Below are 13,247 nucleotides of genomic sequence, written 5' to 3'. Positions count from 1 at the left end.
GCGTTTGAGGCGCGGGGGCCCGGGGGCGGAGCCCCCGGCAACGGCGCCGTACCCGCCCCGGGGCCCGGCGGAGCCGCGACGGCTAGAAGCCCGGCGGCTCGGTGTAGGTGCCCCACTCGTCGCGGAGCACGTTGCAGATCTCGCCCAGCGTGGCCTCGGCTCGTACCGCGTCCAGCATGGCGGGGATCATGTTCGAGCCGTCGCGGGCGGCGGTCAGCATGGCCTCCAGCGAGGCCTTCACCTTCGCGTCGTCGCGGCGGTCCTTGCGCGCGGCGAGCGCCCGGACCTGCTCCCACTCCACCTCGTGGCTGACCCGGAGGATCTCCAGGTCGCCGGTGACCGAGCCGTGGTGGACGTTGACGCCGACGACCCGCTTGTCGCCCTTCTCCAGTGACCGCTGGTACTGGAAGGCCGACTCGGCGATCTCCCCGGTGAACCAGCCGTCCTCGATGCCCCGCAGGATGCCCGAGGTGATCGGCCCGATGGGGTGCCGGCCGTCGGGGTGGGCGCGCAGGCCGCGCTCCTTGATCTGGTCGAAGATCTTCTCGGCGTCGGCCTCGATGCGGTCGGTGAGCTGCTCGACGAACCAGGAACCGCCGAGCGGGTCGGCCACGTTGGCGACGCCGGTCTCCTCCATCAGCACCTGCTGGGTGCGCAGGGCGATCTCCGCCGCCTGCTCGCTCGGCAGGGCGAGGGTCTCGTCGAGGGCGTTGGTGTGCAGGGAGTTCGTGCCGCCGAGCACGGCCGCGAGGGCCTCCACGGCGGTGCGCACGACGTTGTTGTAGGGCTGCTGGGCGGTGAGCGAGACGCCGGCGGTCTGGGTGTGGAAGCGCAGCCACATCGACTTCTCGGACTTCGCCCCGTACACCTCCTTCATCCAGCGGGCCCAGATCCGGCGGGCGGCGCGGAACTTGGCGATCTCCTCGAAGAAGTCGAGGTGCGCGTCGAAGAAGAAGGACAGGCCGGGCGCGAAGTGGTCCACGTCCATGCCGCGCGAGAGGCCGAGCTCCACGTAGCCGAAGCCGTCGGCGAGGGTGTAGGCGAGCTCCTGCGCGGCCGTGGCCCCGGCCTCGCGGATGTGGTAGCCGGAGACGGAGAGCGGCTTGTAGGCGGGGATGCCCTTGGCGCAGTACTCCATGAGGTCGCCGATGAGGCGCAGGTGCGGCTCGGGTTCGAAGAGCCACTCCTTCTGGGCGATGTACTCCTTGAAGATGTCGGTCTGGAGCGTGCCGTTGAGCAGGGCCGGGTCCACGCCCTGCCGCTCGGCGGCGACCAGGTACATGCAGAAGGCGGGCACGGCGGGGCCCGAGATCGTCATGGAGGTCGTGACGTCGCCGAGCGGGATGTCCTTGAACAGGACCTCCATGTCGGCGGCGGAGTCGATGGCGACCCCGCAGTGCCCGACCTCGCCCAGCGCGCGGGGGTCGTCGGAGTCGCGGCCCATGAGGGTCGGCATGTCGAAGGCCACGGAGAGCCCGCCGCCGCCGGCGGCCAGGATCATCTTGTAGCGCTCGTTGGTCTGCTCGGCGTTCCCGAAGCCGGCGAACTGCCGGATCGTCCAGGTCCGCCCCCGGTAGCCGGTGGGGTGCAGGCCTCGGGTGTAGGGGTACTCCCCCGGCCACCCGATGCGCTCGAATCCCTCGTACGAGTCCCCGGGCCGGGGCCCGTAGACGGGATCGACGTCATCCCCGGAGAGCGTGGTGAAGTCGGCCTCGCGCTTGCGGGCCTTGTCGTAACGGGCCTGCCAGCGGCGGCGGCCCTCCTCGATGGCGTCTGCGTCCATACCGATGAATTTACTAGGACGTCCTAGTAAATGTCGATGGGCAACCCCGGAGAGTCTTCCCCGGGGGTCGTCGTCCGGTGCGATCTAGGCGTTCGCGGTGGCGGGGGCGCCGACCACCAGCGGCTCGACCTCGGCGCGGACCTTGCGCTCGACGAAGAACGCGGCCAGCGGAATGGTGCCCGAGGCGAGCACCCACAGGAGCTTGCCGAAGGACCACTTGGCCTTGGAGCCCAGGTCGAACGCGAAGACCAGGTAGATCATGAACAGCACACCGTGGGCCTGCGAGACCGCGAAGGTCAGGTCGGCGCCGGTGTCGAAGCCGTACTTCGCCACCATGCAGGCACAGAGGATAAGGAGCATGACCGCGGTCACGTAGGCCATGACGCGGTAGCGGGTCAGCACGCTTCGTTTCATGCCGTCGAGCGTAACCGTCCGTTTTGCTCGATCTTGACGCGGGCTACCGGAGCGGACTACTTCTCGTCGAAGTCCGCGGCGGCCACGCGCAGCGGGCGCAGCAGCGCGAAGATCTCCGCGCACTCCTCCGCGTCGTAGACGCCGAGCCCGAAGTCGATCTCCATCAGGTCCCGGGTGGCGGCCTCGACGACCTCACGGCCCTTGTCGGTGATGGAGGCGAGCGTGCCGCGGCCGTCGTTGGGGTTGGGCCGCTTGTCGACCAGTCCGGAGCGCACCAGCCGGTCCACCGTGTTCGTCACCGACGTCGGGTGGACCATGAGCCGCTCCCCGATCTTCGACATCGGCAGCTCGCCGGCCTTGGAGAAGGTGAGCAGCACCAGCGCCTCGTAGCGCGCGAAGGTCAGTCCGTACGGCTTGACCACCGCGTCGACCTCGCCGAGGAGGATCTGGTGCGCCCGCATGATCGAGGTGATGGCGGCCATCGAGGGCACCGGCCCCCAGCGTTGCTGCCAGAGTTCGTCGGCGCGGGCGATGGGGTCGAAGGGAAGGCTGAGCGGCTTGGGCACGCACCGACCCTACCGGGCGGTCATTTGGTGACCACCCCCGTCTCACTCCTCGGCCCTTCCCCCTGCCGGGCGCAGCTGCGCAGTTCGGCGAGGAGCAGCAGGACGACGACCGTGCCGAGGACACCGGACGCGGTGACGACCGCGTGCACGGGCAGGAACTCGGCGGCGAGGCCGGCCAGCGCCATGCCGACGCCCTGGAGGGTCATCAGACCGGTGCTGAGCAGGGTCATCGCGCGGCCGCGCAGCTCTTCGGGGACGGCTTCGACGTACCACTGGTCGAGCCCGAGGGTGTGCGCGTGGGCGAGACCGACGAGCAGCAGGGCGAGGAGGACGACGGGCACGCCCGGCCGGACGGCGTAGAGGAGCAGCGGCAGCAGGCCGGCGGCGGCGAGCGGGACCACGATCCGGGAACGCGTTCGGGCGGTGAGCGCGGAGCCGGCCCAGAGTTCGCCCGCGATGGTGCCGACGGGCATGGCGCACATCAGCAGGCCGAGGACGGCGGTGCCGGCGCCGATCCCGGCGGCGTACGGGGCGAGCAGCGCTTCGGGCACGACGACGAACATCGGCGGCACCCAGAAGAGGAGGGTGAGCGCGCGCAGCCGGCGGTTCCCGAACACGGCGCGGGCTCCGGCGAGCGGAGAGGTACGGGCACTCGCGCGGGCGGGCCGCAACCGCGTGCCGTACCTCAGCAACAGGGCCGAGGCGAGGAACCCGGCGGCGGTGAGCGCGATGGCGCCGCGCGGCGCGAGGACGGTGAGCAGGATGCCGCCGAGCCCGAAGCCGAGGAGCAGGGCGCTCTGGGCGACCATGCGCAGCAGCGAGCGGCCGAGTACGAAGACGTCGCCGGAGCCGAGGATGTCGGCGAGGGAGGCGTTGCGGGTGCCCTGGAACAGCGGCGCCACGAAGGCCATGGCGCAGCGCAGCACGAGGAGCAGCGCGACGGGCGTCCCGGGTACGGCCATGACCGCCGCACAGAACGCGCAGAGCAGGTCGCACCCGACGAGCACCCGCCGTGCGGGGTGCCGGTCGGCGACCGGGGCGAGCAGGGTGCCGCCGAGGGCGTACGGGAGGAACCCGAGGGCGAAGGTGAGCGCGCTCATCAGGGGCGAGCCGGTGGCCCGGTAGACGAGGACGGTGAGGGCGATCTCGGCGACGACGATGCCGAGTACGGACATCAGGTGCGCGGCGAAGACGGCCCGGAACTCCCGTATCCGGAACACGGAGCGGTAGCCGCCGGGGGCGGCCGGGGTGAGGGTTGTCATGCGGGCACCCTGGCGGGGGCTACGGTGGCGGGCCTAGACATTCGGCCCCAGCCGAATGTCCTGCGGACAGCCGGACGGTGCGGGCGCGCGAGCCGCCCCGCGTCCCAGCCGCGCCGGCCTTCCACCGGGGCTCCGCCCCGCGCCCCGCGCCTCAAACGCCGGCGAGGCTGGATCTTCCAGCCCGTCCGGCGTTTGAGGACCGGGTCCGGGCAGAGCCCGGGGAACGGAGGAAGGGCGGGGCGGGGACGGCTCCGCGCAGCGGCCGCCGCCCGGCCCGACCGGCTGCGGCTGCGGCTACCGCCAGGGCGCGGCGGCGGAGACAAAGGGAGGGGAACGGCGTGGGGTTCCACTATCGGTTCGGGCCCGGGGACCTGTTGCGGTGTCGGTTCGCCGTATCGCCCCGCTGGGAAACGCAGGAGGCCGTACGGACCCTCCTGCGGCCGCACCGGCAGGCGCACCACCTGCCCTGGCTGCGCCGGGTCCGCACGGCGGCCGAGGTACTGGACCTGCGGCCGCTGTGGCTGCTCATGCCGCGGACCGGGCACAACCCCGACTTCCTCAGCCCGGCGCCGCTGGGGCCCTCCGTCACCTTCGAGGAGGAGCTGGCCCGGGTGCGGGCCGCCGATCCCGGCCCGGTCCGGGAGGACCTGCGGCGGTCCCTCGTGTGCACTCCGGGAGCCCTGGAGAGCGACATCGGGCAGCGCCTGCTCGCGGATCCCGTCCGGGCGGTGCGGGAGCTCACCGATCTGATGGAGCGGGCCTGGGAGACGCTGGTCGCCCCGGACTGGCCCCGGCTGCGCGCCCTGCTGGAGGCCGACATCCTGTTCCACTCCCGGCGCCTGACGGCCGGTGGGCTGCAGGCGCTGTTCGACGGCCTGCATCCGGACCTGCGGTGGCACGGGGACACCGACACGCTCACGATCGACCGGCCCGGCCGCCACGACCGCGCGCTCGACGGCCAGGGCCTGCTGCTGATGCCGAGCGCCTTCGGCTGGCCCGAGGTGGTCGGCGGCTTCGACCCGCCCTGGCAGCCCACGCTCGTGTACCCCGCGCGGGGCATCGGCTCGCTGTGGACCGCGACCGCGGGGCCCACCCCGGAGGCGCTCGCCCGCCTGCTCGGCCGGGCCCGGGCCGAGGTGCTCTGCGCGCTGGACGAACCGGCCTCGACCACCGCACTGGCCCACCGGCTGGGCCTGGCGCCCTCCACCGTCTCCGCGCACCTCGGCATCCTGCAGGCGGCCGGCCTGCTCACGGCCGCCCGCCACGGCCACCAGGTCCTGTACGAGCGCACCCCGCTGGCCATCGCCCTGACCTCGGTGTCGCACGGGGACGATGACTGACCGTCATGTCACGATTATCCTGATTCTCCGCCCCTTCGCCCCGAGGAAGCCGGATGCCCCCCGCCGCTGCACGACGCCGCCTCCCGACCGTCCTCGGCCTCCTCCTGCTCCTCTCTGCCGCCCCGGCCTGCTCCGAAGAGCCCCCGCCCGAGCCGGGCCCCCCGGGCGCCGCCGCGGACATCGCCGAGTCCCCCTTCTGGGTCGACCCGCGCAGCGACGCCGCCCGGCAGGTCGCCGAGTGGGAAGCGGCGGGCCGCAACAGCGACGCCCAGGTGCTGCGCAGGATCGGGGACCGGCCGATGGCCCTGTGGGTGCCGGGCGGTGATCCCGGTCCGGAGATCCGCCGAGCCGCGGCGGGGGCCAGGGCCGCGGGGCGGACGATGGTGCTGGTCGCGCACAACATCCCGGACCGCGACTGCGACCGGCACCCGGCCGGCGGTGCCAAGGACGCCCGCGCGTACCGCAGTTGGATCGGCGCGTTCGCCGATGGCATCCGCGACACCAAGGCCGTCGTCATCCTGGAGCCGGGCGCCGTCGCGCACGTCGTCGACGGCTGCACCCGCGCCGAGCACCACGCCGAGCGCTACCGGCTGCTCTCCGAGGCCGTGGACCGGCTCAAGCGGAACCGGAACACCAAGGTCTATCTGGACGCGGGCGATCCGGCCTGGATCCGCGACCCGATGGACCTCGTGGCGCCCCTCCACGAAGCGGGCTTGGAGCGCGCCGACGGCTTCGCGCTCAACGTCGCCGACTTCCAGCCCGACGCGGCCGCGCGGGCCTACGGCGCCAAGATCTCCAAGCGCGCCGGGAACAAGCACTTCGTCATCGACACCAGCCGCAACGGCGACGGCCCGCTGCCCGGAGACCGCGCGCAGGCCTCCTGCAATCCACCCGGCCGCTCCCTCGGGCCGGCGCCGACCGACCGCACGGGCGACCCGCTTGTGGACGCGTACCTGTGGGTGAAGCGGCCCGGCGAGTCCGACGGGACCTGCCGCGGCGGCCCGACGGCCGGCACCTGGTGGCCGGACTACGCCCTGGGCCTGGCCCGCCGCGCCAGGGAGTAACCCCGACCCGGCCGGCGCCACTCAGCCCCGCCGGCGTTTGAGGCGCGGGGTCTGGGGCGGAGCCCCAGCAAGCCCGGGCGCAGCCCGGGGCCCACCCCACGGCCCGCGCCCGCGAAAACGCCCCCACCAGGCAGGCAGGGGCGCTTCGGGCAGGGCAGGGCAGGGCAGGGCAGGGCAGGGCCACAACGGCACAACGGCAGGCGCTAGCCCTCGGCGAGATGCCGTTCCACCGTCTCGACCTTCGACGTGATCCCGTCCGAGACCCCGGGACGGATGTCGGCCTTCAGGATGAACGAGACCCGCGGCGCCCGCTCCTCCACCGCCGCAACCGCTCGCCGGACCACGTCCATGACCTGGTCCCACTCACCCTCAACGGTGGTGAACATCGCGTCGGTTCGGTTCGGCAGACCCGACTCGCGCACCACCCGCACCGCGTCGGCCACGTACTCGCCGACCTCTTCGCCGACCCCCAGCGGGGTCACCGAGAACGCGACGATCATGCGCCCGCCGCCTCACGCGCGCGGGCCGCTATCACGCTGTCGGCCTCGTCCCGCTTGAGGAGCTTGTCGCCGTACAGGCCACCGAAGGGCAGCAGCGCGAGCACGAAGAACAGGGCGACCTTCTTGACCGGCCACTTCGCCTTGTTCCAGACGTCCAGCAGGAAGATCGCGTAGATCACGAACAGGATCCCGTGGAGGATGCCCAGCGGCATCATCAGGTAGTCGATGTCCGAGATCCGGCTCAGCACCGAGCCGAAGATCAGCAGGGCCGGGAACGACAGCGCCTCCGGGACGGAGATGAGGCGCAGCCGGTGCAGGGCGGAGGCGGTCTTGATGTCCACGGGGACCCTTCGGGGTGTCTGGAGGCCTGGCGGGCACCCCCGGGCAGAGTCCGGGGGCGGTCCGTCCCAGTGTCTCAGCCGCTTTGCATGATCTTGACCGGACCCCCGGCCGACCCCGCACCGGCGGTTCCCGTATCCGGGTGTGGCGTATATCGGCCACCGGGCCCTGTTCGGCTCCGCCCGCTGCCGATAACGTCATCCCGTGGCTCAGTTCCGACTCCAAGGCAGCAAGGTGCTCGCCGTCGACCTGACCGGGGGTGCCGTGAAAGCGAAGAACGGCTCCATGGTCGCGTACGACGGTCAGATGGCCTTCAAGAAGATGACCGGCGGCGGCGAAGGCCTGCGCGGCATGGTGACGCGCCGGCTGACCGGCGAACAGATGACCGTGATGGAGGTACAGGGGCACGGCACCTGCTTCTTCGCGGACCGCGCGAGTGAGATCAATCTGGTCAATCTGCACGGCGAGAAGCTCTACGTCGAGTCCAGCAACCTGCTGTGCACCGACGCCGGCCTGCGCACCGGCACGACCTTCACCGGCCTGCGCGGCGCGACGACGGGCAACGGCCTGTTCACCACGACCGTCGAGGGTTCGGGTCAGGCGGCGATCATGTCCGACGGCCCGGCGGTGGTGCTCCGCGTGAGCGCCCAGTACCCGCTGTCCGTGGACCCGGGGGCGTACATCGCGCACACCGGCAACCTCTCGCAGTCCTTCCAGTCCGGCGTGAACTTCCGCACGCTGATCGGCGAGGGCTCCGGTGAGTCCTTCCAGATCCGCTTCGAGGGCGAGGGCCTGGTGTACGTGCAGCCCAGCGAGCGCAACACGATCGGCGGCGACGTCTGATGCCGTTCCGCGAGATCAACTCGAAGATGGTCGAGGCCCAGGTGATCCCGGGCCAGAAGATGTACAGCCAGCGCGGCGCGATGCTCGCGTACCGCGGCGACGTCTCCTTCACCCCGAGCCTGACAGGTGGTCAGGGCGGGGTGATGGGCATGATCGGGCGCCGCGTGGCGAACGAGCAGACCCCGCTGATGACGGTCGAGGGCAGCGGCACCGTGATGTTCGGCCACGGCGGCCACCACATCCAGGTGATCAACCTGACCGGCGAGACCCTCTACGTGGAGGCCGACCGACTGCTCGCCTTCGACGGCACCCTCCAGCAGGGCACGATGTTCATGGGCTCCCAGGGCGGGATCATGGGCATGGTCCGCGGCCAGGTGACCGGCCAGGGCCTGTTCACCACCACCCTCAAGGGGCACGGCTCGGTGGCCGTGATGGCCCACGGCGGGGTCATCGAACTCCCCATCCACCCGAACCGGCCGGTCCACGTGGACCCGCAGGCGTACGTGGCCCACCACGGGGACGTCCGCAACAAGCTCTCCACCGCGCTCGGCTGGCGGGACATGGTGGGGCGCGGTTCGGGTGAGGCGTTCCAGCTGGAGCTGTCCGGCCAGGGCGCGGTGTACGTACAGGCCTCGGAGGAGAAGCTGTGAATTTCGGCCCCGTGACCACCGGCCCCGGCGGCCCGACGGTCTTCGACCCGTACACCCTGCCTTCCGACGACAACGTGAACGCCTACACCTTCTGCGTCGAGCTCAAGGGGAGCCAGTGGTTCCTGCAGAAGGGCAAGATGATCTCGTACTACGGGAGCATCGAGTTCAACGGCATCGGCAACGGCCGCTTCGACCGCCTGCTGCGCACCAGCTTCCACTCGCCGCTGCACGCGAGTGACTGGGTGGTGGCCGAGGGTCAGGGCAAGATGCTGCTGGCCGACCGGGCCTTCGACGTGAACTCGTACGACCTGGACAACGGGAACCTGACGATCCGGTCGGGCAACCTGCTCGCGTACCAGCCCTCCCTCGCTCTCAAGCAGTCGATCGTTCCGGGATTCCTGACCTTGATCGGAACCGGGAAGTTCGTGGCGGCGTCCAACGGACCGGTGGTGTTCATGGAGCCGCCGCTGCGCGTGGACCCGCAGGCACTGGTGGGCTGGGCGGACTGCCCGTCGCCCTGCCACCACTACGACCACGGCTACATGTCGGGAGTCATGGGCGGTCTGCGCTCGCTGACGGGCATCGGGGGCACCTCGGGCGAGGAGCACCAGTTCGAGTTCGTCGGAGCGGGCACGGTCCTGCTCCAGTCATCGGAGATGCTGATGGCGGAGCAGGCTGTCGGAGCGGTCGGCACCGGTGCGGCCACGGGCCAGGCGCAGGGCGTTCCGGGGGCCGCCCAGGGGCCGCTGGGGCAGCTCGGTGTGCCGCGGATGCCGGGGCAGCTGGGTGATCTGCAGCGCCGCTTCGGTCTGTGACCTCCGCGACCATCCCGTCCGATTTTTGTACGAAATTCAACTTCTTAGGTAGAGTTCAATCATGGAGACCATGGAGACCGAGACCGCCACACGCTGGCTGACGGACGCCGAGCAGTGCGCCTGGCGCACGCACCTGGACGTCAGCAGACTGCTGATGCACCAGCTGGAAAAGGATCTCCAGCCCTTCGGGCTCACCAACAACGACTACGAGATCCTCGTGAACCTCTCGGAGTCGGCCGACCACCGGATGCGGATGAGCGATCTCGCGACCGCCACCCTGCAGTCCAAGAGCCGACTGTCCCACCAGATCACGCGCATGGAGGCGGCCGGCCTGGTCGTCCGCGTGAACTGCGAGTCCGACCGCCGCGGCCTGTACGCGGTGCTCACGGACGAGGGCATGGAAACCATGCGCAAGGTCGCCCCGCACCACGTGGCATCGGTCCGCCGGCACTTCATCGACATGCTGTCCAAGGAGGACCTCGCGGCCCTCCGCGCCTCCCTCACCCCGGTGGCCGACCACCTCCGCGACACCCGCGGCAAGGGCTGAGCCCCACCGAGCGCTACCCGGCGGTCGGTCGGAGAATGGGCACTATCCGCCCGCTGCCGGCCGACCGCCGAGCAACCGTAAGCGTCATGGCCGGCCTGAGGAGGTCCAAGCCATGAACCGCAATGCGTACATCTCCGCGGCCGCGTCCGTCGTCCTGATCGTGGGAGGCCCGGTGGCCGCCGCGGCAGCGGCGTCCGCCGACACGTCGAGAGCCGTGACCGCGGTAGCCGCCGTCCCCACCGCCGAGACGGCCGAGGAAGCCGCTGCGGCCGCCCTGAAGCACTACCCGGGCGTCGTCGAGTCCCTCGCCAAGGACGGCACCGTCTGGCGCGTCGACGTGATCAGCAAGGACGGCAAGGGCCACGCCGAGCTGGAGGTGGCGGCCGACGGCGCGGTCACCGAACGCAACCGCGACACCGACGAGGACGCCAACGAGCACAAGGAACTGCTCGCGGCCAAGGTCACCGCCGCCCAGGCGATGAAGGCCGCCTTGGCGGCCCACCCCGGTCAGGTCTGGGCCGTCAACTGGGACGACGACGAGGACGGCAACCGCCACTACTGGGACGTCGAGATCAAGTCCTCCGACGGCAAGACCTGGAACGCCCACGTGGACCACGCCACGGGCAAGGTGACCGAGTCCGGCGAGGACAAGGACGACGACAACTGACGGCAACCCCCGCCGCCCCGCCCTCAGCCCCGCCGGCACACTCCAGCCCCACGGGCACACTCCAGCCCCACGGGCACACTCCAGCCCCATGGGCACATTCCAGCCCCATGGGCACATTCCAGCCCCGCCGGCGTTTGAGGCGCGGGGTCCGGGGCAGCGCCCCGGCAACGGCGCCGCACGGCGCCCCCGGCCTCAGCCCTCCGTCAGCGTCGCCAGCAAGGCATCGGCAGCCGCGTACGGGTCCAGCTCACCGGCAGCCACCCGCCCGGCGAGAGCATCGAGATGCGCATCGCCGTGCAGATCGGCCATCCGCGCCCGCAGCGCGGTGACGGCGATGGTCTCCACCTCACGCGCGGCCCGCGCAGCCCTCCGCTCCGCCAGCACACCCCGCTCGTCCATCCAGGCCCGGTGCTTCTCCAGCGCCTCGACGAGCTCGTCGATGCCCTCGCCCCGCGCGGCGACCGTCTTCACGATCGGCGGCCGCCAGTCCTCGCGGCCGCGCGCCTCCCCCAGCCCCAGCATGTGGTTCAGCTCCCGCGCGGTGGCGTCCGCACCGTCCCGGTCGGCCTTGTTCACCACGTACACGTCGCCGATCTCCAGGATCCCCGCCTTCGCGGCCTGGATCCCGTCGCCCATCCCGGGGGCCAGCAGCACCACCGAGGTGTCGGCCTGCGAGGCGATCTCCACCTCCGACTGCCCGACCCCGACCGTCTCGACCAGGATCACCTCGCAGCCGGCCGCGTCCAGCACCCGGATCGCCTGCGGCGCGGCCCACGCCAGGCCGCCCAGGTGCCCCCGGGTGGCCATGGACCGGATGTACACGCCCGGGTCCGAGGCGTGGTCCGACATCCGCACCCGGTCACCGAGCAGCGCCCCGCCCGAGAAGGGCGAGGACGGGTCGACGGCCAGGACGCCGACCCGCTTCCCTGCCTTGCGGTACGCGGACACGAGCGCCGAGGTCGAGGTCGACTTGCCGACGCCCGGCGACCCGGTGAGCCCCACCACGTACGCCCCGCCCGTCAGCGGGGCCAGGGCGGCCATCACCTCCCGCAGCTGCGGGGACGCCCCCTCGACCAGCGAGATCAGCCGGGCCACCGCTCTGGGCCTGCCTTCGCGGGCCTGGGCCACCAGCTGGGGGACGTCCACCGCCGTCATACGTGCTGCGCTCCTCAGGTGCTTCCAGGGGTACGTACTCGCCGGGAGACGAGTACGGATACGGGTACGGGTACGGGTACGACCGTCAGGCCTTCGGCACGCGCACGATCAGCGCGTCACCCTGACCGCCGCCACCGCACAGCGCGGCCGCGCCGACGCCGCCACCACGGCGCTTCAGCTCCAGCGCCAGGTGCAGCACCACACGGGCGCCGGACATCCCGATCGGGTGGCCGAGGGCAATGGCGCCACCGTTGACGTTCACCTTTTCCGGGGTCACGCCGAGGTCCTTCATTGACTGCACGGCGACGGCGGCGAAGGCCTCGTTGATCTCGATGAGGTCCAGGTCGCCGGCCTCCAGGCCCTCCTTCTTCAGGGCGTGCAGGATCGCGTTCGACGGCTGCGACTGCAGGGAGTTGTCGGGACCGGCCACGTTGCCGTGGGCGCCGATCTCGGCGATCCACTCCAGGCCCAGCTCCTCGGCCTTGGCCTTGCTCATCACGACGACGGCGGCGGCGCCGTCGCTGATCTGCGAGGAGGTGCCGGCGGTGATCGTGCCGTCCTTCGCGAAGGCGGGACGCAGCTTGCCGAGGGACTCGACGGTGGTCTCGGGGCGGATGCCCTCGTCCTGCGAGAAGACGACCGGGTCGCCCTTGCGCTGCGGGATCTCGACCGGGGTGATCTCGGCCTCGAAGACGCCGTTCTTCTGCGCGGCGGCGGCACGCTGGTGCGAGGCCGCGGCGAACTCGTCCTGCGGGGCGCGCTCGATGCCGAGGCGGGTGTTGTGCTTCTCGGTGGACTCGCCCATCGCGATGTTCTCGAAGGCGTCGGTGAGGCCGTCGTAGGCCATCGCGTCGAGCATCTCGATGGCGCCGTACTTGAAGCCCTCGCGCGACTTGGGCAGCAGGTGCGGGGCGTTGGTCATGGACTCCTGGCCGCCCGCGACCACGATGTCGAACTCGCCGGCGCGGATGAGCTGGTCGGCCAGGGCGATGGCGTCCAGGCCCGAGAGGCACACCTTGTTGATGGTGAGCGCCGGGACGTTCATCGGGATGCCGCCCTTGACCGCGGCCTGACGGGCCGGGATCTGGCCCGCACCGGCCTGAAGCACCTGCCCCATGATCACGTACTGGACCTGGTCGCCGGAGATCCCGGCCCGTTCCAGCGCGGACTTGATGGCGAAGCCGCCGAGGTCGGCACCCGAGAAGGACTTCAGCGATCCGAGCAGCCGGCCCATGGGCGTGCGGGCCCCGGCGACGATCACTGACGTGGTGTTGTTCGTTCCGGACATGAGGCACAGCCCCT

15 protein-coding genes are annotated in these 13,247 nt (G+C 71.5%); 7 read left to right on the top strand and 8 right to left on the bottom strand.

Annotated elements, in window-relative coordinates:
• Positions 1-82: 82 nt before the first annotated feature.
• The 4 genes from ACFV9H_RS18900 to ACFV9H_RS18885 all read right to left on the bottom strand — a co-directional run bounded on the left by ACFV9H_RS18900 (position 83) and on the right by ACFV9H_RS18885 (position 4,025).
• Positions 83-1,783 carry a methylmalonyl-CoA mutase gene (locus ACFV9H_RS18900; protein WP_385399304.1) on the bottom strand — a complete coding sequence of 567 codons (1,701 nt, stop codon included), beginning with the start codon at positions 1,781-1,783 and terminating at the stop codon, positions 83-85.
• Between the two features lie 84 nt (positions 1,784-1,867).
• Complete coding sequence (locus ACFV9H_RS18895) at positions 1,868-2,197, bottom strand: DUF3817 domain-containing protein (RefSeq protein ID WP_385399302.1); 330 nt, start codon at positions 2,195-2,197, stop codon at positions 1,868-1,870.
• Between the two features lie 56 nt (positions 2,198-2,253).
• Complete coding sequence (locus tag ACFV9H_RS18890) at positions 2,254-2,763, bottom strand: MarR family winged helix-turn-helix transcriptional regulator (protein ID WP_385399299.1); 510 nt, start codon at positions 2,761-2,763, stop codon at positions 2,254-2,256.
• A gap of 20 nt (positions 2,764-2,783) precedes the next feature.
• Positions 2,784-4,025, bottom strand: a complete 1,242-nt coding sequence (locus tag ACFV9H_RS18885; protein WP_385399297.1) for an MFS transporter — start codon at positions 4,023-4,025, stop codon at positions 2,784-2,786.
• A gap of 338 nt (positions 4,026-4,363) precedes the next feature.
• Here ACFV9H_RS18885 and ACFV9H_RS18880 point away from each other — a divergent pair, with 338 nt between their 5' ends.
• Both ACFV9H_RS18880 and ACFV9H_RS18875 read left to right on the top strand, forming a co-directional pair.
• Positions 4,364-5,365 (top strand): DUF5937 family protein, encoded by a 1,002-nt coding sequence (locus ACFV9H_RS18880; protein WP_385399295.1) that lies wholly within the window; start codon positions 4,364-4,366, stop codon positions 5,363-5,365.
• A 53-nt stretch (positions 5,366-5,418) separates the two neighbouring features.
• Positions 5,419-6,429, top strand: coding sequence for a glycoside hydrolase family 6 protein (locus ACFV9H_RS18875; protein ID WP_385399293.1), 1,011 nt, complete (start codon positions 5,419-5,421; stop codon positions 6,427-6,429).
• Positions 6,430-6,632: 203 nt separating this feature from the next.
• Here the strand turns inward: ACFV9H_RS18875 and ACFV9H_RS18870 are convergent, their stop codons facing one another.
• Both ACFV9H_RS18870 and ACFV9H_RS18865 read right to left on the bottom strand, forming a co-directional pair.
• A complete protein-coding gene (locus tag ACFV9H_RS18870) occupies positions 6,633-6,929 on the bottom strand; it encodes an MTH1187 family thiamine-binding protein (protein WP_382639934.1) in 297 nt (98 codons plus the stop codon).
• Positions 6,926-7,270, bottom strand: a complete 345-nt coding sequence (locus ACFV9H_RS18865; protein ID WP_385399289.1) for a DUF3817 domain-containing protein — start codon at positions 7,268-7,270, stop codon at positions 6,926-6,928. The genes ACFV9H_RS18870 and ACFV9H_RS18865 overlap by 4 nt, the downstream gene beginning before the upstream one ends.
• 202 nt (positions 7,271-7,472) lie before the next feature.
• On the opposite strand from ACFV9H_RS18865, the gene ACFV9H_RS18860 reads away from it, so the two are divergent.
• The 5 genes from ACFV9H_RS18860 to ACFV9H_RS18840 all read left to right on the top strand — a co-directional run bounded on the left by ACFV9H_RS18860 (position 7,473) and on the right by ACFV9H_RS18840 (position 10,790).
• Entirely contained in the window at positions 7,473-8,111 is a 639-nt protein-coding gene (locus tag ACFV9H_RS18860) for an AIM24 family protein (protein ID WP_385399286.1), read from the top strand.
• Positions 8,111-8,761 (top strand): AIM24 family protein, encoded by a 651-nt coding sequence (locus ACFV9H_RS18855; RefSeq protein WP_385399284.1) that lies wholly within the window; start codon positions 8,111-8,113, stop codon positions 8,759-8,761. The genes ACFV9H_RS18860 and ACFV9H_RS18855 overlap by 1 nt, the downstream gene beginning before the upstream one ends.
• An 11-nt stretch (positions 8,762-8,772) precedes the next feature.
• The gene (locus ACFV9H_RS18850) at positions 8,773-9,576 is read left to right on the top strand and encodes an AIM24 family protein (RefSeq protein ID WP_385399321.1); all 804 of its coding nucleotides are present in this window, start codon (positions 8,773-8,775) and stop codon (positions 9,574-9,576) included.
• Between the two features lie 70 nt (positions 9,577-9,646).
• Positions 9,647-10,123 (top strand): MarR family winged helix-turn-helix transcriptional regulator, encoded by a 477-nt coding sequence (locus tag ACFV9H_RS18845; protein ID WP_385399319.1) that lies wholly within the window; start codon positions 9,647-9,649, stop codon positions 10,121-10,123.
• Positions 10,124-10,235: 112 nt separating this feature from the next.
• Positions 10,236-10,790 carry a PepSY domain-containing protein gene (locus ACFV9H_RS18840; protein WP_385399282.1) on the top strand — a complete coding sequence of 185 codons (555 nt, stop codon included), beginning with the start codon at positions 10,236-10,238 and terminating at the stop codon, positions 10,788-10,790.
• A gap of 192 nt (positions 10,791-10,982) precedes the next feature.
• On the opposite strand, the gene meaB is transcribed toward ACFV9H_RS18840, so the two are convergent.
• Positions 10,983-11,945, bottom strand: a complete 963-nt coding sequence (gene meaB / locus ACFV9H_RS18835) for a methylmalonyl Co-A mutase-associated GTPase MeaB (protein WP_385399280.1) — start codon at positions 11,943-11,945, stop codon at positions 10,983-10,985.
• Between the two features lie 85 nt (positions 11,946-12,030).
• The gene (locus ACFV9H_RS18830) at positions 12,031-13,233 is read right to left on the bottom strand and encodes an acetyl-CoA C-acetyltransferase (protein WP_385399278.1); all 1,203 of its coding nucleotides are present in this window, start codon (positions 13,231-13,233) and stop codon (positions 12,031-12,033) included.
• Positions 13,234-13,247 lie beyond the last annotated feature (14 nt).

Origin of the sequence: Streptomyces sp. NPDC059874 (assembly GCF_042731135.1) — a bacterium.
In the GTDB taxonomy this organism is placed as follows: Bacteria; Actinomycetota; Actinomycetes; order Streptomycetales; family Streptomycetaceae; genus Streptomyces.
This window is presented reverse-complemented; position numbering and strand designations above follow the sequence as displayed.